Annotated in this window: 22 protein-coding genes; 13 read left to right on the top strand and 9 right to left on the bottom strand. The window is 66.8% G+C overall.

Features of this window, described 5'->3' with window-relative positions; all coding sequences use genetic code 11:
* The first annotated feature begins 116 nt into the window (after positions 1 to 116).
* From rpmH to AC27VL_RS16320, 6 genes are all read left to right on the top strand, one after another.
* On the top strand, positions 117 to 257 hold the full coding sequence (gene rpmH / locus AC27VL_RS16345; RefSeq protein ID WP_006404565.1) for a 50S ribosomal protein L34: 141 nt from the start codon (positions 117 to 119) through the stop codon (positions 255 to 257).
* A gap of 5 nt (positions 258 to 262) precedes the next feature.
* Complete coding sequence (gene rnpA, locus AC27VL_RS16340) at positions 263 to 757, top strand: ribonuclease P protein component (protein ID WP_025875580.1); 495 nt, start codon at positions 263 to 265, stop codon at positions 755 to 757.
* Positions 757 to 2,472 (top strand): membrane protein insertase YidC, encoded by a 1,716-nt coding sequence (gene yidC / locus AC27VL_RS16335; RefSeq protein WP_488767404.1) that lies wholly within the window; start codon positions 757 to 759, stop codon positions 2,470 to 2,472. The genes rnpA and yidC overlap by 1 nt, the downstream gene beginning before the upstream one ends.
* Before the next feature lie 130 nt (positions 2,473 to 2,602).
* Entirely contained in the window at positions 2,603 to 5,272 is a 2,670-nt protein-coding gene (locus tag AC27VL_RS16330) for a polysaccharide deacetylase family protein (protein WP_488767402.1), read from the top strand.
* A 3-nt stretch (positions 5,273 to 5,275) separates the two neighbouring features.
* A complete protein-coding gene (gene mnmE / locus AC27VL_RS16325) occupies positions 5,276 to 6,625 on the top strand; it encodes a tRNA uridine-5-carboxymethylaminomethyl(34) synthesis GTPase MnmE (protein WP_488767400.1) in 1,350 nt (449 codons plus the stop codon).
* Positions 6,626 to 6,902: 277 nt separating this feature from the next.
* The gene (locus tag AC27VL_RS16320) at positions 6,903 to 8,018 is read left to right on the top strand and encodes a glycerophosphodiester phosphodiesterase (protein ID WP_488767398.1); all 1,116 of its coding nucleotides are present in this window, start codon (positions 6,903 to 6,905) and stop codon (positions 8,016 to 8,018) included.
* Between the two features lie 149 nt (positions 8,019 to 8,167).
* Here AC27VL_RS16320 and AC27VL_RS16315 read toward each other — a convergent pair whose 3' ends face one another.
* Both AC27VL_RS16315 and AC27VL_RS16310 read right to left on the bottom strand, forming a co-directional pair.
* Entirely contained in the window at positions 8,168 to 8,938 is a 771-nt protein-coding gene (locus AC27VL_RS16315) for a rhomboid family intramembrane serine protease (protein ID WP_488767396.1), read from the bottom strand.
* A 106-nt stretch (positions 8,939 to 9,044) separates the two neighbouring features.
* Positions 9,045 to 10,001 carry a TerC family protein gene (locus tag AC27VL_RS16310; protein ID WP_025875596.1) on the bottom strand — a complete coding sequence of 319 codons (957 nt, stop codon included), beginning with the start codon at positions 9,999 to 10,001 and terminating at the stop codon, positions 9,045 to 9,047.
* 352 nt (positions 10,002 to 10,353) lie between these two features.
* Here AC27VL_RS16310 and AC27VL_RS16305 point away from each other — a divergent pair, with 352 nt between their 5' ends.
* Together AC27VL_RS16305 and AC27VL_RS16300 are read left to right on the top strand one after the other, a co-directional pair.
* On the top strand, positions 10,354 to 11,523 hold the full coding sequence (locus tag AC27VL_RS16305; protein ID WP_180164790.1) for a class I SAM-dependent rRNA methyltransferase: 1,170 nt from the start codon (positions 10,354 to 10,356) through the stop codon (positions 11,521 to 11,523).
* 122 nt (positions 11,524 to 11,645) lie between these two features.
* On the top strand, positions 11,646 to 12,887 hold the full coding sequence (locus AC27VL_RS16300) for a dipeptidase (protein ID WP_488767393.1): 1,242 nt from the start codon (positions 11,646 to 11,648) through the stop codon (positions 12,885 to 12,887).
* A 70-nt stretch (positions 12,888 to 12,957) separates the two neighbouring features.
* Here AC27VL_RS16300 and AC27VL_RS16295 read toward each other — a convergent pair whose 3' ends face one another.
* Positions 12,958 to 14,385: an amino acid permease gene (locus tag AC27VL_RS16295; RefSeq protein WP_488767391.1), complete on the bottom strand. Its 1,428-nt coding sequence runs from the start codon at positions 14,383 to 14,385 to the stop codon at positions 12,958 to 12,960.
* A gap of 175 nt (positions 14,386 to 14,560) precedes the next feature.
* Positions 14,561 to 15,556, bottom strand: a complete 996-nt coding sequence (locus AC27VL_RS16290; RefSeq protein WP_488767389.1) for an aldo/keto reductase — start codon at positions 15,554 to 15,556, stop codon at positions 14,561 to 14,563.
* A 121-nt stretch (positions 15,557 to 15,677) separates the two neighbouring features.
* Here AC27VL_RS16290 and AC27VL_RS16285 point away from each other — a divergent pair, with 121 nt between their 5' ends.
* The gene (locus AC27VL_RS16285; RefSeq protein ID WP_488767387.1) at positions 15,678 to 16,589 is read left to right on the top strand and encodes a LysR family transcriptional regulator; all 912 of its coding nucleotides are present in this window, start codon (positions 15,678 to 15,680) and stop codon (positions 16,587 to 16,589) included.
* A gap of 33 nt (positions 16,590 to 16,622) precedes the next feature.
* On the opposite strand, the gene AC27VL_RS16280 is transcribed toward AC27VL_RS16285, so the two are convergent.
* From AC27VL_RS16280 to AC27VL_RS16270, 3 genes are read right to left on the bottom strand one after another with little or no spacing between them, the layout of a single operon-like run.
* Positions 16,623 to 17,069, bottom strand: coding sequence for a hypothetical protein (locus AC27VL_RS16280; RefSeq protein WP_488767385.1), 447 nt, complete (start codon positions 17,067 to 17,069; stop codon positions 16,623 to 16,625).
* On the bottom strand, positions 17,066 to 17,695 hold the full coding sequence (leuE, locus tag AC27VL_RS16275) for a leucine efflux protein LeuE (protein ID WP_089241943.1): 630 nt from the start codon (positions 17,693 to 17,695) through the stop codon (positions 17,066 to 17,068). Before leuE ends, AC27VL_RS16280 begins: the two co-directional genes overlap by 4 nt.
* A gap of 12 nt (positions 17,696 to 17,707) precedes the next feature.
* A complete protein-coding gene (locus AC27VL_RS16270) occupies positions 17,708 to 18,682 on the bottom strand; it encodes a LysR family transcriptional regulator (RefSeq protein WP_100554261.1) in 975 nt (324 codons plus the stop codon).
* Between the two features lie 89 nt (positions 18,683 to 18,771).
* Between AC27VL_RS16270 and AC27VL_RS16265 the strand changes: the two genes are divergently transcribed.
* Complete coding sequence (locus AC27VL_RS16265) at positions 18,772 to 19,779, top strand: zinc-binding alcohol dehydrogenase family protein (RefSeq protein WP_100554260.1); 1,008 nt, start codon at positions 18,772 to 18,774, stop codon at positions 19,777 to 19,779.
* A gap of 276 nt (positions 19,780 to 20,055) precedes the next feature.
* Here the strand turns inward: AC27VL_RS16265 and AC27VL_RS16260 are convergent, their stop codons facing one another.
* Positions 20,056 to 20,661 carry a glutathione S-transferase family protein gene (locus AC27VL_RS16260; protein ID WP_488767382.1) on the bottom strand — a complete coding sequence of 202 codons (606 nt, stop codon included), beginning with the start codon at positions 20,659 to 20,661 and terminating at the stop codon, positions 20,056 to 20,058.
* 55 nt (positions 20,662 to 20,716) lie between these two features.
* On the opposite strand from AC27VL_RS16260, the gene AC27VL_RS16255 reads away from it, so the two are divergent.
* From AC27VL_RS16255 to AC27VL_RS16245, 3 genes are all read left to right on the top strand, one after another.
* Positions 20,717 to 22,285 carry a DNA recombination protein RmuC gene (locus AC27VL_RS16255; protein ID WP_488767380.1) on the top strand — a complete coding sequence of 523 codons (1,569 nt, stop codon included), beginning with the start codon at positions 20,717 to 20,719 and terminating at the stop codon, positions 22,283 to 22,285.
* 60 nt (positions 22,286 to 22,345) lie between these two features.
* On the top strand, positions 22,346 to 22,747 hold the full coding sequence (locus tag AC27VL_RS16250) for a hypothetical protein (protein WP_488767378.1): 402 nt from the start codon (positions 22,346 to 22,348) through the stop codon (positions 22,745 to 22,747).
* 126 nt (positions 22,748 to 22,873) lie between these two features.
* Positions 22,874 to 23,419, top strand: coding sequence for a glutathione peroxidase (locus AC27VL_RS16245; protein WP_191078324.1), 546 nt, complete (start codon positions 22,874 to 22,876; stop codon positions 23,417 to 23,419).
* Positions 23,420 to 23,522: 103 nt separating this feature from the next.
* Here AC27VL_RS16245 and AC27VL_RS16240 read toward each other — a convergent pair whose 3' ends face one another.
* Positions 23,523 to 24,527 carry an MlaA family lipoprotein gene (locus AC27VL_RS16240; protein ID WP_488767376.1) on the bottom strand — a complete coding sequence of 335 codons (1,005 nt, stop codon included), beginning with the start codon at positions 24,525 to 24,527 and terminating at the stop codon, positions 23,523 to 23,525.

Here is a 24,527-nt window from a genome sequence, read left to right as displayed (position 1 = left end):
GATCCACAGCTATTGCACAGCCCGGTGAATTGGCGTAGCAGACAGGGGTTGACGGGAGGGGGGACACCTCTCTAAAATTTCCGGTTCTTTCCGTCCCATTCATACGAGAGGCCCACATGGCCACCAAGCGCACCTTCCAGCCCAGCAACCTCAAGCGTAAGCGCGACCACGGCTTCCGTGCCCGTATGAAGACCGCTGACGGCCGCAAGATCCTGTCGCGTCGCCGCGCCAAGGGCCGCAAAGTCCTGAGCGCCTGATTGCCATGCCGCATCCAGCGGCAGACGCAATCCATTCGACAGTGAATACTGCAGACCCGCGCAAGCGATTCCCTCGCTCTGCGCGGGTTCGCACGCGTGCCGAATATTCAACGGTCTTCAACGGCGCCCGCCGTGTGTCCGATCCGCTGATGACCCTGCACTGGCTACCGGCTGACCGGCCGGCCAGGCTGGGTCTGGCGGTTTCCCGCAAGGTCGATCCTCACGCCGTTGGGCGTAACCGGATCAAGCGCGTCCTGCGCGACGCCTTGCGTCAGACACGAACCGACATACAGCCAGGCGACTTCGTCGTCGTGGCTCGTACTGCTGCGCGTCACGCCAGCAACGAAGATATCCGCCAGGCCTTCCTGCGCCTGTTGCGGCGCCTGCGCGCATTGCCCGCGCCGGGCGTGGACGGCACAATGCCGCCGCCTGATGGCATTGCCATTTCCTCCGTCACCGAGCCGGCACCGCGTCCCGGCCCCGCTGAGCCTGCCTGCTGATGAACCAGACCCGTGTTTTCCTGATCTTTGCCTGGCTGATGGTGGCCGTGCTGCTGTGGATGGAGTGGAGCCGTGAGAAGTCCGCCCCGACCCCGGCGCCGACGACCAGCTCGGCCCCGGCCGCCGCACAGAGCGTCCCCGGTGCAGCCCCGGGCAGCATCCCCAGCGCGCAGGTTCCCGGTGCTCCGGGCCAGCCCGCTGTACAGGCCCAGGCCAGCGCCACCCCGTCCGCACAGCGCGTGACCATCACCACCGACGTGCTGCGCCTGGTGCTCGATGGCGGCCGCGTGCTTGATGCCGAACTGCTGCAGTTCCCGCAGAGCAAGGACGAAGGCAGCCCGCCGGTGCGCCTGCTGACCGAAGACCCCGCGCATCCGTACAGCGCGATCAGTGGTTGGGCCAGCGAAGACAAGAACACTCCGGTGCCGGGCGCCGACGGCTTCAAGCTGGTCGGTGACACCCGCGACTTCGTGCTGGCCAAGGGCCAGGACGAACTGCAGGTCCCGTTCGTGTGGACTGCCGACAACGGCGTGACCATCGAGCGCACCCTGATCGTCGGCCGCAACGAGTATGCGATCCGCTTCAAGGACGAGGTCAGCAACGCTGGCGCCGCGCCGTGGAACGGCTATGTCTACCGCACCCTGGACCGCACCCCGACCATCCTGTCGCGGAGCATGACCAACCCGGATTCGTTCAGCTTCAACGGTGCCACCTGGTACGACAACGACAAGAAGTACCAGCGTCGTGCGTTCAAGGATTACCTGGACGATGGCGCGCTGAACCAGAACATCACCGGTGGTTGGCTGGCGATGCTGCAGCACCACTTCTTCACCGCCTGGATCCCGCAGAAGGACCAGACCGCACACTACGTGCTGTCGCAGGTGGCCGGTCGTGACCTGATCGAAGCGCGCGGCCCGGCCTTCACCGTGGCCCCGGGCCAGTCCACCAGCACCGAGGCCCGCCTGTGGGTCGGCCCGAAGCTGGTCAACCTGATCGCCAAGGAAGACGTGCCGGGTCTGGACCGTGTGGTCGACTACAGCCGCTTCTCGATGATGGCGGTGATCGGCCAGGGCCTGTTCTGGGTGCTCAACCAGGTGCACAAGCTGGTGGGCAACTGGGGCTGGGCCATCGTTGGCCTGGTGGTGCTGCTGAAGATCGTGCTGTACCCGCTGTCGGCGACGCAGTACAAGAGTGGCGCCAAGATGCGTCGCTTCCAGCCGCGCATCGCACAGCTGAAGGAACGCTATGGCGATGACCGCCAGAAGTTCCAGACCGCGATGATGGAGCTGTACAAGAAGGAAAAGATCAATCCGATGGGCGGCTGTCTGCCGATCCTCATCCAGATGCCGATCTTCTTCGCTCTGTACTGGGTGCTGGTGGAATCGGTCGAACTGCGCCAGGCGCCCTGGTTCGGCTGGATCCAGGACCTGACCGCACGCGATCCGTACTTCATCCTGCCGGTGATCAACGTGGCGGTGATGTGGTTCACCCAGAAGCTGACGCCGGCACCGGGCATGGACCCGATGCAGCAGAAGATGATGCAGTTCATGCCGCTGGTGTTCGGCGTCATGATGGCCTTCATGCCGTCCGGCCTGGTCCTGTACTGGGTGGTCAACGGTGGCCTGGGCCTGCTGCAGCAGTGGTGGATGACCAAGCGTCACGGCAGCGATCCGGTGCCGGCGACGGCGGCCACCGCCCCGGCCAAGAAGAAGTAAGAGGTAGACGTCGACCTTGGTCGACTGCTCCCCAGGGTCGATCGACCCAGCAAAGGCCCGCCGCAAGGCGGGCTTTTCGCATGCGGCGTTAGAATCGCCGGCACACCATTCCCCATTGTTCGAGTCCGCCATGCCGCGTGCGCAGTCGTTCCGCCTGTTCCTGCCCAGCCTGCTGCTGACCCTGCTCGTGGCCGGCTGCGGCGACAAGGACGCGCAGGCACCGGCGGCGGTTACCCAGCCGAGCGCACAGGCTGCCGCTGCCGCCGACCCGGCCGCAGCACCGCTGCTGGGCGCATTGCAGAAGCAGCTCGACGGCTATCGCCGGATCATCGTGCTGCTGGCCGATGAGGAAAAGCAGTCCGCGGCCGATCGCACCACCTCCACCCGCATCGGCCAGCAGCTGTTCCACGACGGCCTGGAACAGCGCAGCGCCATTGCCGCGCAGTTCGACACGCTGCTGCGTGGTAGCAGCCCGCAGCGCTTCGCTACCCTGGGCACGGTGCTGGATTACATCGAGTCGGCACCGGAACTGTTCGATGCCGATCGCCTTGCATTCCGCGAAGTGCTGCGTGACCTGCACGAACGCATCGGCGCCGATTCCTCGTTGCCGGCGGTGAAGCTGCACCAGCGCATCGGCGAAGACCTGGAGGCGCTGGACGAGATCGAGCGCAACTACAACCAGGAACTGACCCGCATCTTCAGCCGCTTCGAGCGCACCCGTGCCATCGAACTGAAGCGCGAGAAGTGGGACGACTACATCGCGCACCTGCACAAGGACTACAGCCGCGAAGCGATCCTGCGCGACTACGGCGTGATCGAGCCGTACCCGATGTCGATGAAGGACAGCGACCGCGAGATCTTCGGCCGCGACCTGCCGCCGAAGACGGTGGTGCTGACCTTCGACGATGGCCCGCACAAGGCCTATACCGATGAAGTCGTGGCCATCCTCAAGCGCTACGACGTACCGGGCGTGTTCTTCGAGGTCGGCCGTAACCTGGGCAAGGTCGAGACCGACGGCAAGGTCAGCCTCGGGCCGATGGCGAAGATCAGCCGCCACCTGATGGAAGAGGGCTACGCCGTCGGCAACCACAGCCTGACCCATGCGCAGCTGTCGCGTACCACCGGCGATGCGCTGCGCCAGCAGGTGCTGGACACAGACACCCTGCTGAAGGATGTCGACAGCAAGCGCGCGCCGCTGTTCCGCTTCCCGTATGGCGCGCGCAACGCCGAGGGCCTGCAGCTGCTCAACGAAGCGGGCCTGAAGTCGATCATGTGGAACATCGATTCGATGGACTGGGCCGACCCGGTGCCGGAATCGATCGTGCAGCGCGTGCTCGATCAGGTGAACAAGGAACAGCGCGGCATCATCCTGTTCCACGATATCCACGACCGCGCGGTGAAGGCACTGCCGCAGATCCTGGATCGACTGATCGCCGACGGCTACCAGTTCGCTGGCTGGAATGGCCGCGACTTCAGCGTCGCCCGCCCGCGCAAGGGCAGCGACCGCGATGCCACCGTCACCACCGGCTATGAAAAATCGTGGGCGATCGTGGTCGGCATCGACAACTATGCCAAGTGGCCGAAGCTGGAGTACGCCAGCCACGACGCGCAGGCGGTGGCCGATACGCTGACCGGGCAGTTCGGCTTCCCGTCCTCGCAGGTGATCGTGCTGAAGAACGAACAGGCCACCCGCAACAACATCCTGGCCGCCTTCCACGACCGGTTGTCCGATGACCGCACCGGCAGGAATGATCGCGTGTTCGTGTTCTTCGCCGGCCATGGCGCGACGCGCCAGCTCGCCTCCGGTCGTGACCTGGGCTACATCATCCCGGTCGATTCGGACCCGAAGGAATTCGCCACCGATGCCATCGCGATGACCGACATCCAGAATATCGCCGAGAGCATGCAGGCCAAGCATGTGATGTTCGTGATGGATGCCTGCTACAGCGGCCTCGGCCTGACCCGCGGCGGCCCGTCGTCGTCGTCGTTCCTGCGCGAGAACGCACGCCGCAGCGCGCGACAGATGCTGACCGCCGGCGGCGCCGACCAGCAGGTTGCCGATGCCGGCCCGAACGGGCACTCGGTGTTTACCTGGGTGCTGCTGCAGGCATTGGCCGGCAAGGGCGATCTCAATGGCGATGGCCTGATCACCGGTACCGAGCTGGCCGCCTATGTGGCACCGGCGGTGTCGGCGGTCTCGCACCAGACGCCCGCCTTCGGCAGCCTGCCCGGCTCGCAGGGCGGCGAGTTCGTGTTCCAGGTGCCGGACAGCCAGGAATACCTCAACGCCGACACGCGCCAGCTGACTGCCGATGCGATCGCCCTGAACAACAAGGTTGATGCCGCCCAGGACGCCAAGAACAGTGAGGCGCCAGTGACCGTGGCCGACCTGCAGGGCGGCAAGGCCAAGCTGGTGGTGCCGACGGCCGGACCGGCCTCGGACCGCCAGCGCTCGCAGCAGGCCAACGACCGTGGCCTGCAGCTGTACCGCGAGAAGCGCTACGACGAAGCTGCCGTGCAGTTCGCCGAGGCGTTGAAGCTGCGCCCGGATTTCGCCCAGGCGGCCAACAACCTCGGCTTCGTCTACTACCGCCAGCAACACTACGCCGAAGCGGCGCGTTGGCTGGAGAACACACTGAAGATCGATCCGTCGCGCGCGGTGGCCCATCTCAACCTGGGCGATGCCTACTTCCACGCGGGCGAGAAGGCCAAGGCGAAGCAGGCCTACACCACCTACCTGGCGCTGCAGCCGCAAGGCAGTGGTGCGGCACAGGCGCGCGCGCAGCTGGAGAAGCTCTGAGCAATGAACGACGCGATCCGTACCGACACCATCGTAGCCATCGCCAGCGCACCCGGTGCGGGAGGCGTCGGCCTGCTGCGCCTGTCAGGCCCGCGCGCCGCAGCCATCGCCAACGCGCTCGGCGCACCGACGCTGCGCCCGCGCCATGCGCACTACGCGCGCCTGCGCGATGCCGACGGTGAGGTAATCGACGATGGCATCGTGCTGTGGTTCCCGGCACCAAACAGCTTCACCGGCGAAGAAGTGGTGGAGCTGCAGGGCCATGGCAGCCCGGTGTTGCTGCAGCAACTGGTTGCACGCTGCATCGCGCTGGGCGCGCGCCAGGCGCGGCCGGGCGAGTTCAGCGAGCGCGCGTTTCTCAACGGCAAGCTCGACCTGGCCCAGGCCGAAGCCATCGCCGATCTGATCGCCGCCGGTGACAACCGCGCCGCACGTGCTGCACGCCGTTCGCTGGATGGTGTGTTCTCGCGTCGTATCGACGCAGTGGTTGAACAGCTGGTGCTGCTGCGCATCCACGTGGAAGCGGCCATCGATTTCGCCGATGAGCCGCTGGACACGCTGGGCGGTGCACAGGTGCGGCGCGGGCTCGAGCAAGCCCGCAGCGACCTGGCCTTGCTGCGTCGTGATGCCGAGCGCGGCCGTCGCCTGCGCGATGGCCTGCATGCCGTGCTGATCGGCCCACCGAATGCCGGCAAGAGTTCACTGTTGAACGCGCTGGCCGGCAGCGAGCGTGCCATCGTCACCGACATCGCCGGCACCACCCGCGACACGCTGCGCGAGACCATCCGACTGGACGGACTTGAACTGACCCTGGTCGACACCGCCGGCCTGCGCGATGGCGGCGATGCCATCGAACGCGAAGGCATGCGCCGCGCTCGCGCCGAGATCGAGCGCACCGATCTGGCCTTGATCGTGCTGGATGCGCGCGACCCGGCGGCGGGCGAAGCAGCCATCGGTGAGGCCGCGCTGGCGGTGCCGCACAAGGTGTTCATCCACAACAAGTCGGATCTGCTGGAGGCGATGCCGGTGCTGGACGACCCGGACCGCGTGTTCGTCTCCGCTGCCACCGGCGCGGGACTGGACGACCTGCATGCACGCCTGCGTTCGATCGCCTCGGCTGGTGCGGGCGAGCAGGTGGACGGTGAGTTCTCCGCGCGTACGCGCCACGTCGATGCCATCGAGCGCGCGCAGGAACATGCGCAGCGTGTCGATGCAGAGCTGGTGCATGAGCGCCTGGAGCTGGCGGCGGAAGAGCTGCGACTGGCGCATGATGCACTGGGCGAAATCACCGGGCAGATGAGTGCGGACGATCTGCTGGGAAGGATTTTCTCCAGTTTCTGCATCGGCAAATAAGGCCGGGTCAGATCCCCGAAGGGGCTCTGACTCCCGACATCGATCAATCGCACGGCTCACGCTCTGGTAGATGCCAACCTTGGTTGGCACCGGGCATCCGGGGCCATGGAACCCCAATAGCAGAGCGCCGACCAAGGTCGGTGACTACCGGATCTTGGAGATCCGTATCTGGCAGATTGGGGGCGGAGTTCCTTCGGGGATCCGACCCCGGCTCCCCCAACCTGTCACATTCCCGCCGCATACTGACGCCCATCACAAACCGCTTGGGGAAGTCGCAGTGAAGTCGTGGGGTCGTGCGTTGCTGTTGTCGCTGGCCGTGGCACCATCGGTGGCCATGAGTGCTGAATCCTCCCCTCCGGCCGCGCCCAAGGTGTCGGTCTACGGTCATCGCGGCGCAAGCGCGCTGCTGCCCGAGCACACCTTGGCGGCCTATGCGCAGGCCATCGCCGACGGTGCCGATTACATCGAACCGGACCTGGTGATGACCAAGGACGGGGTGATGGTGGCCCGCCACGAGAACGAGATCGGTGGCACCACCGATGTGGCCGAGCACAAGGAATTCGCCAAGCGGAAGACCCGCAAGGTCATCGATGGGCAGACGGTCGAAGGCTGGTTCACCGAAGACTTCACCCTGGCCGAGCTGAAGACCCTGTACGCCCGCGAGCGCCTGCCGGAGTTCCGCAGCACCGCCTATGACGGCCAGTTCCGCATCGCCAGCCTGGACGAGATCCTGGCGTTCCTGGTGCAGCAGGCCGGGCGTGCCAACCGCGGCATCGGCCTGGTGCCGGAGATCAAGCACCCGGCCTATTTCCAGTCGATCGGCCTGCCGATGGAAGACAAGGTGCTGGCTGCGCTGCGTGGCAACGCCTATACCAACGTAGGCCCGGTCACCATCCAGTCGTTCGAGACCGCCAACCTGCGTTACCTGCGCGGCAAGATCCCGCGTGGCAGCAACATCCGCCTGCTGCAGCTGCTGTGGAAGGGCGATACCCAGCCGGCCGACATCGCCAAGGCCGGCGGCGCGCTGACCTATGCGCAGATGATGACCCCGGCGGGTCTGAAGGACGTCGCGGCCTATGCCGATGGCATCGGCCCGGAGCTGCGCTCGATCATCCCGCTGGATGCCAACGGTGCGCTGGGCACGCCGACGTCGCTGGTGCGCGATGCGCACGCGGTGGGTCTGATGGTGATCCCGTATACGTTCCGCCCGGAGAACCACTTCCAGGCCAGCAACCTGCGCAAGGGTGCCGACAACGCGCGCAATGCGGAAGGGTCGATCGCCGAGATGCGCGCCTATCTGGCGACCGGCATCGATGCCTTCTTCACCGATGACCCGGCACTGGGCCGGCAGGCGGTGGATGGAATGGGCGCGGCGGGAAACGCAGCGGATTGATGCGCCGGTGATAGATGCCAACCTTGGTTGGCATGCGGTCGCCGTGGGGTCATGAACGTCGTATGCAGGAGCGCCGACCAAGGTCGGCGGCTACCGGATCGTCGGTGATCGGGGTCAGAGCCCCTTCGGGGATCCGACCCCGCCACCGCTCAACCGCGCGGGTCTTCCGGGCGGCGGAACGGGACGACCACATAGTCCTGCCCTTCGCGCGGCTGCCACAGCACCGGCACGCGCTGCGGCGACGGCGGCTCGAGTTCGTCATCGGCCAGCGGCTCGACCTCGTCTTCCTCGTCCTCCCAGCTGTAGCGCGGGCGTGGCGGCAGCGGGTCGGCATTGCGGAACAGCAGCGCGGCGATGATGCCGGCGAAGGCGCCGCCCATGTGCGATTGCCAGGACACGCCGTCGGCGTGCGGCAGCACGGTCATCAGCATGCCGCCGTAGAACAGCATGCCGATCAGCCCGGTGGCGATGGCCGCGCGGTCGCGGCGTAGCAGGCCGAGGCTGGCCAGCAGGAACATCAGGCCGTGGGTGACGCCACTGGCGCCGAGATGGAAGCTGCCGGGGTTGCCCAGCATCCACGCACCGATGCCCGAACCGACCCACAGCAGGGGCAGGGCACGTAGCGTGGCCTTGGGATAGACGCTGCCGGCGAGGGTGCCGAGGATCAGGATCGCGGCGCTGTTGGCGGCGATGTGTTCGATCGATGCATGCAGCAGCGGTCCGCCGATCAGGCCGAGCAGTCCCTTGGCTTCCAGCGGTGCCACGGCCCAGGGTCGCCAGTCGAAATGGTCCTGCAGGGCGAACACGGCCACCAGCACCAGCACGGCGGCCAGGCTGGCATTGAAGGCGCGCAGGATGCGCGTGCGGTCGTTGCGGTCGGCCGGCGCGTCGCCGGCGGGCAGGGGCGCGTTCGTGTTCATACCCTCAGCAATGGCGGTGGCCGGCGCGAAACCAAGGCCACCGCTGCGGGAGAGTGGGTGCGGCCGGCGGGACAATCCACCGGCCGCATCCTTCAATCCGCCTGGATCAGGCGCCGCCTTCCTTCGGCGGGTTCTTCAGGCTCAGCACCACCGTGGCGGCGATGATCACCGCGACCACGCCCAGCGAGATCGGGGTCGGGATCTTGAACAGGTCGATGATCATCATCTTGATGCCGATGAAGGCCAGCACCAGGGCCAGGCCGTACGGCAGCAGGTGGAAGCGGTCGGCCATGCCGGCCAGCAGGAAGAACATCGCACGCAGGCCGAGCACCGCGAACACGTTGGAGGTCAGCACGATGAACGGGTCGGTGGTGATCGCGAAGATCGCCGGGATGCTGTCCACCGCGAAGATCACGTCGGTCACTGCGATCAGGATCAGCACCGCGAACAGCGGGGTGAACCAGCGCACGCCGTCGCGCTTGACGCTCATCGCGTTGCCTTCGTAGTCCGGCAGCAGGCGCAGGTGCTTGCGCATCCAGCGCAGGGCCGGGTTGGCTTCCAGGTCAGGCTCCTGGCCCGCGGCGAACCACATCTTCCAGCCGGTGAAGAGCAGGAAGGCGCCGAACACGTAGAGCAGCCAATGGAACTGGGTGATCAGCACGCTGCCTGCGAAGATCATGATCGTACGCAGCACGATCGCACCCAGGATGCCGATGATCAGCACCTTCTGGCGCTGTTCCTCCGGCACCGCGAAGTAGCTCATGATCATCAGGAAGACGAAGATGTTGTCCACCGCCAGCGCCTTCTCGACCAGATAGCCGGTCAGGAACTCCAGGCCGACCTTGTTGGCCACGACCTGGCCGGCCGTCTCGTTCAGGTAGAACCAGAGGCCGCCGTTGAAGGCCAGGGCCAGCGCGACCCAGCCGATGGACCACCACAGGGCCTCCTTGAAGGTGACCTTGTGCGGGCCACCATGGCGCATCAATACGAGGTCGACCAGCAGGGCGATGACCACCACCGCTGCGAAGCCGCCCCACAACCACAAATTACCGATCGTCTGCATGGGTTTGTCCGTTGGGAAAATGAAAAATGCCTCAAGCCGGACGGCGAGGATCTGCAACGGAGGATCGGGAGGGGATCCAGGGACAGAGCTTCGCCAGTACGGCGAAGGTCTCGCTCGCAGTTCCGATGGGCCGGAACTGCCGTTGCACCGGAGCCTGCGGGCTCGAATTGACGGCGACAACGTCTGGGAGCTACTCCCCTTCTGCCGCCGATTCTGCGGCCTGGCCGGGCCGGCGTCAAATGCCCTGGGGCCGGGGGCCAGCTCTGGTAGGTGCCAACCTTGGTTGGCACACCGGCCCGGGGTCAGAGCCCCTGTGGGGATCTGACCCCGGCGCCCGGTTTACAATAAGCGGATGAATACCCCCCTTCCCGTTGTCCGCCTCAAGAACGCGTGGCGTTCCAGCCACCCGTGGATCTTCCAGAAACTGGTCGAGAAGCCGACCGTCCGGCCCAAGCCCGGCTCCCTCGTCGACGTCGTCGGCGTGGATGGCGAGTTCATCGGCCGTGGCTTCTACAACGGGCATTCGCGTATTGCCGTACGCATCCTCGAAACCGACCCGCAGACCCCGGTGGACGCCGGCTGGTTCTCGCGCAAGATCGCCCAGGCGGTGTCGCTGCGTCGTGAGGTGCTGAAGCTTGATGCGGTGTCCGACGCCTGGCGCGTGGTGCACAGCGAAGGCGACGGTCTGTCCGGCCTGGTGGTGGACCGTTACAACGACCTGGTGGTGGTGGAGTTCTTCGCCGCCGGCATGTTCCGCCACCGCGAGTGGATCTACGACGCGCTGCGCGAACAGTTCCCGGGCTGCCGTTTCCACAGCTTCGCCGACGAACACGTGCAGAAGCAGGAAAGCTTCGACTTCCACGGCAACACCACCACCGAAGCGTCGGTGATCACCGAGTACGGCATCAAGTTCCGCGCCGACCCGGCCGGTGCGCACAAGACCGGTTTCTTCGCCGACCAGCGCGAGAACCGTGAGTGGCTGAGCCAGCAGGTGGAAGGCAAGAGCGTGCTCGACCTGTGCTGCAACACCGGCGGCTTCGCCGTGTATGCGGCCGCGCGTGGTGCATCGGAAGTGGTCGGCATCGACATCGATGAAGACGTCATCCAGATCGCCAAGGGCAATTCGCGTCTGAACAACGTGCGCCCGAAGTTCGTCCAGTCCGACATCTTCCCGTGGCTGCGTGATGCGGCCAACCGCGGCGAGAAGTACGACGTGGTGATCCTGGACCCGGCGAAGATGACCCGCGACCGCGAGCAGGTGATCACCGCGCTGAAGAAGTACCTGGACATGAACAAGCTGGCGCTTGGCGTGGTCAAGCCCGGTGGCCTGTTCGCCACGTTCTCCTGCACCGGCCTGGTGGCCGAGGACCAGTTCCTGGACATGCTGCGTCGTGCGGCGTACTTCTCTGGCCGCACCATCCAGATCCTGAAGGTGGCCGGCGCCGGTCCGGACCATCCGTTCATGGCCCACGTGCAGGAATCGCGTTACCTGAAGGCCGTGTTCTGCCGCGTGGTGGATTGAGCTGGGGAATACATCACGCCGGACACGGGCCGGCAACCTGTAGCGCAGGGCCTACGCTCGGCTCTACTAAAGCGCTGACAGCAGCGCTATGGTCGGGCTCTTCCCTCTGCTGGTGAGAGCCCATGCCTTCGTTGAGTCGCCTGTCCCTGCTGCTCGCCCTGGCGCTGAGTGCGCCGCTGTCCGCCCATGCCATCGACTTCAGCGCGCAGGAACTGGCCCGGGCCAAGGCACTGCAGCAGCGCCTGCTGACCCTGGACAGCCATCTGGATACGCCGGCCAACTTCGGCCGCGACGGCTTCGACATCGAGCAGCGGCACGACCGCAACGCGCTCTCGCAGGTGGATTACCCGCGCATGGTCGAAGGCGCGCTGGATGGCGGCTTCTTTGCGATCTACACCGACCAGGGCGATCGCACTGCCGCTGCGCATCTGGCCGAGCGCGACCACGGCCTGCAGCGTCTGCTGGAGATCCGCGAAATGCTGGCCGCCAACCCCGAGCGCTTCGCGTTGGCGCTGACGGCCGATGACGCAGCGCGCATCAAGGCCGCCGGCAAGCGTGTGGTCTACATCAGCATGGAGAACGCCAGCCCGTTGGTGGCCGATCCCAGCCTGCTGTCGTTCTATCACCGTGCGGGCCTGCGCCTGCTCAGCACCGTGCACTTCGCCAACAACGAGTTCGCCGATTCGGCCACCGATCCCAAGGGCGCGGAGTGGAAAGGCCTGAGCCCGGCCGGCAAGGACCTGGTGCGCTCCGCGGTGAAGCTGGGCATCGTCATCGACCAGTCGCACGCCTCCGACGCCGTGTTCGACGATCTGCTGGCGATGATGCCGGTGCCGTTCGTGCTGTCGCACAGCTCGGCCAAGGCGATCTATGACCACCCACGCAACCTCGACGACGCACGCCTGCGCAAGCTGGCCAAGGCGGACGGCGTGATCCAGGTGAACGCGTATGGCGGCTACCTGATCGACACCGCCAAGTCGCCCGAGCGCAAGCAGGCCGAAGAAGCCCTGAGCAAGCAGTTGGGGGGCTGGGAAGGCATGACCATCGAACAGGGCGTGGCGCTGCAGAAGGCCGAACAGGCACTGGACCACGAACACCCGGTGCGCCACGCCAGCCTGGACGACTTCTTCGCCCACTTCGAACACATCCTCAAGGTCGTCGGTCCCGAGCACGTCGGCATTGGCCTGGACTGGGATGGCGGCGGTGGCCTGAGCGACCTGCCCGATGTCAGCCAGCTGCCGAAGATCACCGCGTGGCTGTTGCGCAAGGGCTACACCGAGCAGCAGATCGCCGCCATCTGGGGCGGCAACCTGCTGCGGGTGATGCGCCAGGCGCAGGACTACGCGGCAAAGCAGGGCGGCTAGCCGCCCTGCGGTAGTGCCGGCCGCTGGCCGGCAATCCCCAAAGACCGCCGGGCATGGCCCGGCGCTACCTTTACCGGCCGATCAGCGCATTGCGACGGCTGTAGGCGAAGTACAGCACCAGGCCGACCACGTTCCACGCCAGGAAGTACAGCTGGGTGGTGTGCGGCAGGCTGATGAACAGGTAGATGCAGCCCAGCGCCGCCAGCGGGCCGACGATGAAGGCGAACGGCGTGCGGAAGGTACGTTCGCGGTTCGGCTCACGCACGCGCAGCACCACCAGGCAGATGCCAACGGCGGTGAACGCAGCCAGGGTGCCGGCATTGGCCAGTGCGGCGATCTCGTCCAGGCGCGCCACACCTGCCAGCGCCGACACCACCACGGCGGTGAACAGCGTGGTCGCCACCGGCGTGCCGGTACGTGCGTTGACCTTGGACAGGCCACGCGGCAGCAGACCATCGCGGCTCATCACGAAGAAGATGCGGCTCTGGCCGTACAGGAAGGCCAGCAGCACGGTCGGCAGGGCGATGATGGCGATCACGCCGATCAGCATCGCGGCGGTTGGCTGGCCCAGCTGGCGCATGATCAGTGCCAGCGGCTCGGCACTCTGGCCGAACACGGTGTAGCTCATCGCACCGATCGCGGCCAGCGCCACCAGCACGTACACGATGGTGCAGCCGACCATCGAGCCGATGATGCCGATGGACAGGTCGCGCGCCGGGTTCTTGGTTTCTTCGGCGGCGGTGGAGATCGCATCGAAGCCGTAGAACGCGAAGAAGATGATTGCCGCTGCGGCCATCACGCCGCGCTCGACGCCATCCGGCCCCAGCGTCTTGGCGAAGCCGTAGGGCATGAACGGCTGCAGGTTGCTGGTATCGAACGCCGGCAGGGCCACCGCCACGAAGATGGCCAGCGCGATCAGCTTGAACACGACCAGGATCGCGTTGAGGGTGGCGCTCTCCTTGGTACCGGCCATCAGCATCAGTGCCACCAGCCAGGTGATGACGATGGCGGGCAGGTTGATCATGCCGCCATCGACGTGCGGGCCCGCCGCGAGCATGGCCGGCAGGCGCAGGTCCCAGCCGAACTGGGTATGCACCCATTCCAGGAAGCCGACGAAATAGCCCGACCAGCCGACCGCCACGGTACTCACCACCAGCGAGTACTCCAGGATCAGGCTCCAGCCCACCACCCAGGCGAAGACTTCGCCCAGGGCACTGTAGCTGTAGGTATAGGCGCTGCCGGCAGCCGGCATCATCGTGGACAGTTCGGCGTAGGCCAATGCCGCGCAGGCACACACTGCGCCGGCGATGGCGAAGGAGATCAGCACAGCGGGGCCGGCGCGGTCGGCACCGACGCCGATCAGGGTGTAGATGCCGGTGCCGACGATGGCGCCGATGCCGAGCGCGATCAGGTGCGGCCAGCTGAGGGTCGGGACCAGGCGCCGGCCGGCTTCATGGACGGTGACGGAATCTAGGGACTTGCGCCGGAGCAGGGACATGCAGGCCTCGGAAGGGGTGACTGAGAACGACAAGTTCCCGAGTGTGACCGAACGCAGCGCAGCATTGCCACTGACGGGGGTCATGCATGGCGTGGCGCGCGCTGCGCCCCGGCCAGGCTGCCGGAATCGGCACAATCCGGCGGCAGCCACCGGTGTGCGTTCGTCCCGGCTGCTCCTACGACTCGATGTTGGCCATGCCACTGACCGAATAGCGTTCACCCGCAGCGGCATGCAGCGGGAAGGCGACATCCAGTGCGTCCAGCGTGGCCGCATCCAGTTCCACTTGCAGCGCACCGAGGTTCTCGTCCAGCCGTGCCTGCCGCGTCGTGCCCGGGATCGGTACGATGTGCTCGCCGCGCGACAGCACCCAGGCCAGCGCCAGCTGCGAGGCGGCGATGCCGCGTTCGGCGGCCAGCGCCTGCACGGTGTCCACCAGCGCCAGGTTGCGCTGGAAGTTTTCGCCTTCGAAGCGGGGCGAGGTACGCCGGTAATCATCGGCGTCGAAGTCATCCGGGCTGCGGATGGCGCCGGTCAGGAAGCCACGGCCCAGCGGCGAATATGGCACGAAGCCGATGCCCAGTTCCGCCGTGGCGGCCAGCACTCCGTTCTGCTCCGGCTCGCGCGACCACAGCGAGTACTCGCTCTGCACCGCAGTGATCGGGTGCACCGCATGGGCGCGGCGGAGGGTGGCCGCCGACGCCTCGGACAGGCCCAGCCAGCGCACCTTGCCCTGTTCCACCAGGCGTGCCATCGCACCTACGGTGTCCTCGATCGGCACGGTCGGGTCGACGCGGTGCTGGTAGTACAGGTCGATGTGGTCCACGCCCAGGCGGCGCAGGCTGGCCTCGCAGGCGGCCTGCACATAGTCCGGGCGGCCGTTGACCTGGCGCCCCTTTGGGGCAGCCGGGTCCAGGCCGATACCGAACTTGCTGGCCAGGAACACTTGGTTGCGGCGCCCGGCAATCGCGTGGCCGACCAGCACCTCGTTGGTGTGCGGGCCATACACATCGGCGGTGTCGAGCAGGGTTACGCCACGGTCCAGCGCGTGCCGGATGACGGCAATGCCGTCATCGTCACTGCCGCGGCCGCCGTAGTAGGCACTCATGCCCATGCAGCCGAGGCCGAGGGCGGACACGGTCGGGCCGACGGGGCCGAGAGTACGGGTCTTCATGCGGATCTCCTTGGGGAAGGCGCCACGCCTGGATGGGCAGTGGCTAGGGGCACAGCATCCTCCACGCCATCATGTGGATAAACTGCGTGCCACCGGACTTACCTTGAAGGTTGGCTTCACAATGGATGCCTCCGCGCCCCTCACTGCCGTGGTCGCCTTTGTCCGCGTGGCCGAACATGCCAGCTTCACCCGCGCCGCCAACGCGCTGGGCGTGTCGACCTCGGCGCTGTCGCAGAGCGTGCGTGCGCTGGAAGCGCGGATGGGCGTGCGCCTGCTGCAGCGGACCACGCGGCGGGTGAGCCTGACCGAACACGGCGCGCGTTTCCTGCAGCGCGTGCGCGGAGGCCTGGACCAGATCGACCAGGCATTTGCCGAACTGGACAGCGCGCGCTCGGTGCCTGCCGGGCGGCTGCGCGTGACCCTGCCGCGCATCGTCGCCGATCGCATGGTGCTGCCGCGGCTGCCCGACTTCCTTGCGCGTTACCCGCAGGTGCAGGTGGAACTGTGCGTCGACCCAGCGCTGACCGATCTGGTGGCCGAGGGCTTCGACGCCGGCATCCGCCTGGGCGAATCACTCGCACAGGGCATGATCGCGGTGCCGGTCGGGCCACCCGAGCGGCAGGTGGTGGTGGCTACGCCGGTCTATTTCGAACGCCATGGCGTGCCGCAGACCCCGCATGACCTGCAGGGCCACGCCTGCATCGTGCACCGCCTGGCCAATGGCCGGCTGATGCCCTGGGAGTTCAGCCGCGAAGGCCACGACCTGGACGTGGAAGTGAGCGGGCGGCTGGCGTTCAACGATGCCGGTGTCGCCCATCACGCCGTGCTGGCGGGGCTGGGCATGGCCCAGGGTTTCGCCTCGCTGATGGCCGACGACATCGCCGCTGGGCGACTGCAGAGTGTGCTGCAGGACTGGCAGCCGCCGTTCCCCGGCTTCCACCTGTACTACCCCGCGCGCGAGCAGATGGCGCCCAAGCTGCGGGTGTTCATCGATCACCTGCGCGAGGGAATGCGTGGTTCGCAGCCCTGGTAGACGCCAACCTCGGTTGGCGGCCGTCGCGTCGGCTCAGTCGAGCCCACTCGACGCGACGGTCAGCGGCTCAACGCCCGCCCAATGGCAGCCATCTTCCTGCCACGCCTCGACGTCCTCGTTGAACTCGGTGCGTCGCCCGTCGCGGGCGCGCTCGTAGCTGAAACCGTAGACGCGCGCGCCCTGCGTGGTCAGGTAGTAGCGCCCATTGAGGCGGCCACTGATGCGTTCTTCCCAGACGCTGTCGAACTGATACGGGCGGTCCTCGTCCAGCACCGTCGTTTCCTGCGACGCCCGTTGCACCTGCAGGCGGCCGCGTTGCCCGGCGTACTGCACCTCGGCGCTGCCATCGTCCAGCCAGCGCCACAGCAGGTGGATGCCGTCGTTGCGGCCCCCGGTGAGGCAGCGATGGTCCTGTGCGCTGGCCGCTGCGGTGCCGGCCATGAGCCCGATGAACACCAGCACCAGCCGCCGCCGGATCATCCGTTCAGCCCCAACCGGATGCCAAATCCCACCAGGAACAGGCCGGCCACACGTCGCAGCGCATCGCTGACCCGCGGGTGCTGGATCAGACGGCGCCGGGCCAGGTTGCCGACCCAGATCAGCAGCGAGCAGTAGGCGATGCTGACCACGAAGATGATTCCGGCCAGCGCCGCGAAGGTGGCCATGCCCTGATGGGCTTTGGGGTCGATGAACAACGGCAGGAACGCCATGTAGAACAGGATCGCCTTCGGATTGAGCAGGCTGACCAGGATCGCCTGGTGGAAGTAGCGGCCTGGCTGCATGCGCACCGGGCCGACCTCGGCACCGTCACCCTTGGGCGTGCGCAGCAGGCTGATGCCTACCCACACCAGGTACGCCGCGCCGAGATACTGCACGGCATGGAACACCGTCGGATTGGCCTTCAGCAGCGCGGCCACGCCGGCCAATGCCAGCCACATCAGGATCTGGTCGCCGACCAGCAGGCCGGCCAGCGCCGTGTAGCCGCCGCGTACACCGCCACGACCAGTGGCGGTCAGCAGGGTGAAGGTGCCCGGCCCGGGCAGGGCCAGAAACACCAGCACAGCGAGCAGGAAGGTCCACAGGTCCTGGATGCCCATCCACGGCATGGCGCGATTCTCTTACAACGGGGGAGCACCATTGTCGGCCAGCGGCGTTGCAGGCGACAGGGGCAGGCCGTCATGGCCGGGCATCGCGGACAGCAGCGGTTGCAGGTACTGGCGCAGCTGCGCGTGCAGTTGCCGCACCGCCGGTGAGAACTGCTTGCGGTGCGGACACACCAGCTGCAGGGGGATGTGGCTGCCGATGCCATCCAGCAGCACCTGCAGGCGTCCACCCAGCACGTCGTCGCGCACGTCCAGCCAGGATTTGTAGGTGATGCCCTCGCCGGCGACCGCCCAACGCCGCACCACGTCAGCGTCGTCGCAGACCAGTGGCCCGCGCACCGGGATCACTACGCGGCGCCCCTCCAGCTCGAATGACCAGCGATCGTAGGCACGCCCGCCGAGCTGGTAGACAAGGCAATCGTGTTCACGCAGATCGTCCAGCCGGGTCGGCGTGCCACGCCGCCGCAGGTACTCCGGCGATGCGGCCAGCACGCGCCGGTTGCCTTCCAGCAACGGCAGGGCAACGTAGCTGGCATCGTCGAAGTGGCCAATGCGGATCGCCACGTCGACCGGGTCGCGGAACACGTCGGCCACTTCATCGGACAGGCGCAGGTGCAGGCGCAGCCGTGGATGTGCGGCACGGAACGCGGTCAGCCACGGCAGCAGCAGGTTGCGGCCGAAGTCCGAGGGCGCCGACAACTGCAGGGTGCCATGCAGTTCGGCATCCTCGCCCTGCACCCGCGCCTGGCCTTCGCGCAGGGTGGTCAGAACGTCCTGTGCGTAGGGCAGGTACAGCGCGCCTTCGGCGGTCAGCCGCAGGCTGCGGGTGGTACGCACGAACAGGCGCAGGTCCAGCTCGCGCTCCAGCCGCGCCACCGCCGCGGCCACCTGGCCCGGCAGCAGATCGGCCTCGCGTGCGGCCTGCGAGAAGCTGCCCAGCGCAGCGGTACGGACGAACAGCTGCAGATCGTCGAAACGGACCATTTTCATTGCTGCAGTGAAAGTGTTGACCGATTCTGCGCCTTTCTGCCCCCCTGCGCACGGCGCACGCTGTGGCCTCTCCTCATTGGATCTCCCCCATGCGCGCCATTGCCTACACCCATGCCGGCCTGCCGATCGACGACCCGCAGGCCCTGATCGACCTCGACCTGCCCCTGCCGCAGCCGGGCCCACGCGACCTGCGGGTGGCGGTGCGCGCGGTGGCGGTGAACCCGGTCGACACCAAGGTGCGACGCGGCGCTGCCACCGACGGCCCACGCGTGCTGGGGTGGGACGCGGTTGGTGTGGTCGATGCGATCGGTAGCGAGGTGACCCTGTTCCAGCCCGGCGACGCGGTGTACTACGCCGGTGTGATCGATCGCCCGGGCAGCAATGCCGAATACCAGCTGGTGGACGAGCGCAGCGTTGGCCGCAAGCCGACCAGCCTGGACGATGCCGCGGCGGCGGCGCTGCCGCTGACCGCGATCACCGCGTGGGAACTGTTGTTCGACCGCCTGCGCATCGCCGAAGGCGGTGGTGACGGCCAGACCCTGCTGGTGATCGGGGCAGCGGGCGGCGTGGGTTCGATCCTTGTGCAGTTGGCGCGTCGGCTGACCAAGCTGACGGTGATCGGCACCGCCTCGCGCCCGGAGACCCAGGACTGGGTGCAGGCGATGGGCGCGCACCATGTGATCGACCACACCCGGCCGCTGGCCGAGGGCCTGACCCGGCTGGGCATCACCGAGGTGGACCACGTGGCCAGCCTGACCCACACCGACCAGCACTATGCGCAGATCGTCGAGCTGCTGGCGCCGCAGGGGCAGCTGGGGCTGATCGATGATCCGGGCCAGATCGATGTGATGGCGCTCAAGCGCAAGGCGCTGTCGCTGCACTGGGAATCGATGTTCACCCGGCCGCTGTACAAGACCGCGGACATGCAGCGTCAGCACGAACTACTGAACCGGGTGGCCGAACTGGTCGATGCCGGTGTGCTGCAGACCACGCTGGGTGAGCACTTCGGGCGCATCGACGCGGCCAACCTGCGGCGTGCTCATGCGCTGCTGGAGAGCCATCGGGCGAAGGGAAAGATCGTGTTGGAAGGCTGGTAAGTGTTCGGGCCAACCGGAGACAAGAAACCCGAAGCGATCCTTCTGACCTTCATCCACGCATGGCGTGGATCTACTGCAGATCGCGGAAATCCGTGAAAGGCGGGGTGGCATGGGTTTGCGGGACCGCAGGCGCCATGGATGGCGCCTACGAGCCCCCATGGATGGGTTTACGGCGTGTCCCGCAAACCCATGCCACCCCGCCATCCCTCGGAATGCCAGCCTTTGACGTTGACGTTGCCTCTGCAGGTGCAGGGCGCAGCCCTGCCGGAAACTCCCTTACGCCACGCCGTTGTCCACATGTTTAGCGAAGCCCGGGCGGGGGCGCAGGCGCTCGAACCAGGCTTCCACTTGGGGCAGCGCCGGTTTGTTGCCCGGTGTGCTGCGCCAGCGCTGGGTGGACAGGCCGAGCACGATGTCGGCCAGGGTGAAGGTGTTGCCCACCACGTAGCCATCGGTCGTCGCCAGCTGTGCATCGAGCAGTGTCATCAGATGATTCCAGTGCGTCAGGCTGGCCTCCGCGCGCGCGTCGTCCGCGAAGTCAGGGTGCTGGCGGACGCGGGCCATGAACACGTGGCGCCAGGCGCTGTTGAGGTCGGTGGCCTGCCAGTCCATCCACTGCTCGACCTTGGCGCGGCCCTGTGCCGTGGCGGGCAGCAGGTCATCGCGGCCCTGGCGTGCGGCCAGGTAGCGGCAGATGCTGTTGGACTCCCACAGCACGAAGTCGCCGTCGCGTAGCGCCGGCACCTGCCGATTCGGATTCAGCGTGGCCAGCAGGTCCGGCGCGGGGGTTGGTTCATGCGCAAGCGGGAGGTCGAGTTCGGCGTACAGCCACAGCACTTTGCGCACGTTGATCGAGGTGGGCTTTCCGTAGAGAACAAGCATGGTCGGGTCCAATGTGGTCCGACCAAGGCTAGCGCAGCGGGGCTACACTGGTCGCATGAACATCGAAGTCCTCATGATTGTCGCCGTGGTGCTGCTGCTGGCGACGTTGCTGGTGCTGGTACTGCTGTGGCGTCGGGCATCCAACAGCGCCCCCGCTGCTGAAGCACAGCAACAGCTGGTTACCGAACGCGAGCAGCATCGCCTGGCCCTGGTTGACGCCGGGCAACTGCGAGGTCGGCTGGAAGCCTTGCTGGCAGAGCTGGAAAGCGAGCGTGGCCGAAGCCTGCAGCACGCCCAGCTCGTCACTACCCTGACCGCACGCGTGGAGCGGGAGGCCGCGTTGGCGTCCAGTCGTGAAGCGATGTTGGCCGAGCGCGAAACTGCCCTGGCGCAGGTGCGGGCCGGTCTGGCCGAGTCCAGCAAGGAGCTGCAACAAGCGCAGCAGCGCTACCAGCAGCTGCATGGCGAACATGCTCGCGCGCTGGCCAACCTGCAGCATTCCGAACGCGCCAGTGCCGAGCTGCGCAGCTATCTGGATACTGCCAAGGAAAAGCTCTCCGGCGCCTTCGCCGAACTGGCGGGCAAGGTGTTCGACGAACGCGGACAACAGTTCGAAAAGAACGTGCGCCAGGCAACGGTGCAGTCGCGCGCGGATATCGAAGGGCTGCTCAAACCCTTTGCCGACAGGCTGGGGGATTTCCGCAACCGGGTCGACACGCTGTACGGGGAAGAAGCGAGGCAGCGTGCCAGCCTGCTTGGCGCGGTGGGTGAACTGAAGACGCTCAACCAGGACATGGCTGCACAGGCCTCGGCGCTGACCAATGCGCTGAAAGGCAGCGCCAAGGTGCGCGGTGACTGGGGCGAGCTGATGCTCGACAACGTGCTGCGTGGCTCAGGCCTGGAGGAGGGCGTTCACTACCAGCGGCAGAAGCACGCCGTGGATGATGAGGGCGCGCGCCTGCGGCCGGACGTGGTGGTGCAGTTCCCCGATGAGCGCAGCGTGGTGATCGACAGCAAGGTCAACCTGATCGCCTGGCAGGAGGCGATGAATGCCGCCACGCCGGAACAGTCCGAAGATGCATTGCGCCGCCATGCGGTGGCGCTGCGCCAGCACGTCAAGGATCTGGGCGAAAAGAACTATCCGAAGGCTCTTGGCAGCGAGACCCTGGATATCACCATCGCTTTCGTTCCCATCGAAGGCGCGCTGTCGGCGGCGCTGGGCGCGGATGGTGCACTGCAGGCGTATGCCTTCGACAACCGCGTGGTGTTCGCTTCGCCCAATACGCTGATGGCCCTGTTGAGGGTGGCCGAGCGACTGTGGACACGTGACAAGGTGCAGAAGCAGGCATTGAAGATCAGTGAAGCCGGTGGACTGGTGCTGGACGCCCTGACTGGATTCCTGCAGGACTTCAATGCCATGGGCAAGAAGCTTGATGATGCAGGCAAGGCTTACGCCGACGCACGCAACCGCTTGATCGATTCGCCGCAGTCGGCCATCAGCCGTGCCCGCCGGCTTGCCGAACTGGGCAGCAAGTCAAAGCGCGCGTTGCCCCCTGAGCTGACCCCCGATCCGATGCAGCAGTTGACCTCCACCGACGGAGAGGACGACGGCAACGCCGGCTGACACGCCACCTGCATGGGCGGGTGCGTATGCTGGCGCCGTCCACACCCTTCAGGTACCGCCATGCGCCTCCGATTCCTTGCCAGCTTTGCCCTGGGCGCGCTGCTTGCCGCCTGCAGCAGTGCGCCACCGGCCAGCGAAGATGCAGGCACGGCATCCACGGCGGCCGACAGCCCCGAAGCTGCTGCAGCCTATGAAGAAGCACGCGATGTGGACTGCCGCGCAGCGGGCGGTACGCTGCAGCCGTTGGGCCGCCTGCAACGGGTGCAGTGCGTGATTCCCTATGCCGACGCTGGCAAGTCGTGCGGCAACAAGAGCGACTGCAGCGGCCAGTGCCTGGCGACGGGCGAGGTCGCTGCCGGCGTTGTGGCGACCGGCACCTGCCAGCGTGATGTCAGCCAGAACTTCGGTTGCCGCCAGCGCATCGACGGTGGCAAGGCGCAGGGCACGATCTGCGTGGATTGAGGATGTCCTGTAGAGCCGAGCCCATGCTCGGCTACCGTGGCATCAGCCGAGCATGGGCTCGGCTCTACAACAGCGCATGCGGCGGTATGCTGGTGGGCCTTTCCCAGCCGTAGCCGGAGCCCCCGCGTGAGTACCTCGATCCAGGATGTTTCCCTCACCACCATCGACGGCCAGTCGTCCTCGCTTGCCGACTACCAGGGCAAGGTACTGCTGCTGGTCAACGTGGCGTCCAAGTGCGGCCTGACCCCGCAGTACGAAGGCCTGCAGGCGCTGTACGCGGAGAAGCACGCGCAGGGCCTGGAAGTGCTGGGCTTCCCGGCCAACAATTTCCTCGGCCAGGAGCCGGGCAGCGAGGCGGAGATCCAGCAGTTCTGCCAGCTGACCTACGACGTGAGCTTCCCGATGTTCGCCAAGATCAGCGTGGCCGGTGAGGACACCCACCCGCTGTACCAGCAGCTGACCGCCGCGCAGCCGCAGGCGATCGGCGAAGGCCCGCTGCGCGAGCGCCTGGCCAGCAAGGAGATTCCGATCCACCCGGCACCGGCGGTGCTGTGGAATTTCGAGAAGTTCCTGGTCGGCCGCGATGGCAAGGTCATCGCCCGCTTCGCCCCGGACGTTGCCGCCGATGATGCGCGCCTGCGCGAAGCGGTCGAGGCGGCGCTGGCGGCCTGAAGACGACGTGCCAACCAAGGTTGGCACCTACCGGAAGGTAGGTGGATGCCAGTAAACAAAAAACCCCGCCGAGGCGGGGTTTTTCATGCGGTGCCGGCAGCGGTCAGTTGGTCCACTGCGGCATCGGCATCGCATCGACCGGGATCGGCGAGTTCGCATCGTCGCTGCCACGCTCGCGCTTGCTGCGCAGATCGTTCTCGATCTGGTAGTTGCGGCGCTGCATCCAGGCATCGCGGACCAGGGCGTATTCGTCCACCGCGGTATCGCGCAGGTCGTCGATCGCCAGCAGCTGTGCACGGGTGTCGACCAGCTGCAGGCCCTGCAGGCCGATGCGGTACTTGTCGCTTTCGATGCGGCGGATCGGCGACAACGGGATGTCACCGGCCAGGCCGAACACATCACGCACGGTACGCGGGCCGAAGAACGGCAGTTCCACGTAACGCGAACGACGCCAGCCCCACGCACCCAGGGTCTGCCCGAAGTCCTCGTTGCGACGCGGCACCATCGCCTTGCTGGCCGGGTCGAACAGGCCACCAATGCCCAGCGTGCTGTTCATCAGGAACCGGCCCAGGCTGTCCCACGCATCGGCCGGTCGGCCCTGCAGCAGCTGGTTGGTGATGGTCAGCGGCGCACGCAGGTTGCTGAAGAAGTTGCTTACGCCGGTACGTGCAAAGCGCGGCACCACGTGGGTATAGGCGGTGGCCAACGGGCGGGCGATACCGCGGTCGACGGCGTTGTTGAAGCCGTGCACCTTGCGGTTGAACGGTTCCCACGGGTCGTAGGCGGTAGCGCTGCGGCTGTTGTCACTGGTGCCGTACAGCGCATCGAAGTCGTTGTCGCCGCCCGGGGCGGTCGCCGCCGCGTCGGTGGCGGCATCGGTTGTCGGGGCACGGTTGCCGGTGTCCACGGCCGCCGCAGCGGGCGGCGTGTCGGCCTGCGTCGGCTGGCTGGCCGGCTCGGTGTCAGCAGCAGTGGCTGCGGCAGGTGCTGCAGCAGTCGACGGAACCACGGTATCGGCCACCGGCGCGTCGCTGCGTGCCGGCTTGCCGGCACAGGCGCTGAGCGCAGCGGCCAGTAGGATCAGAGGGAAAACGCGCACGACGTTCAT

The sequence above is a fragment of the Stenotrophomonas sp. 14P6.2.3 genome (assembly GCF_057799055.1).
The sequence above is the reverse complement of the archived record's forward strand: the minus strand, read 5'-3'. Positions and strand labels throughout refer to the sequence as shown.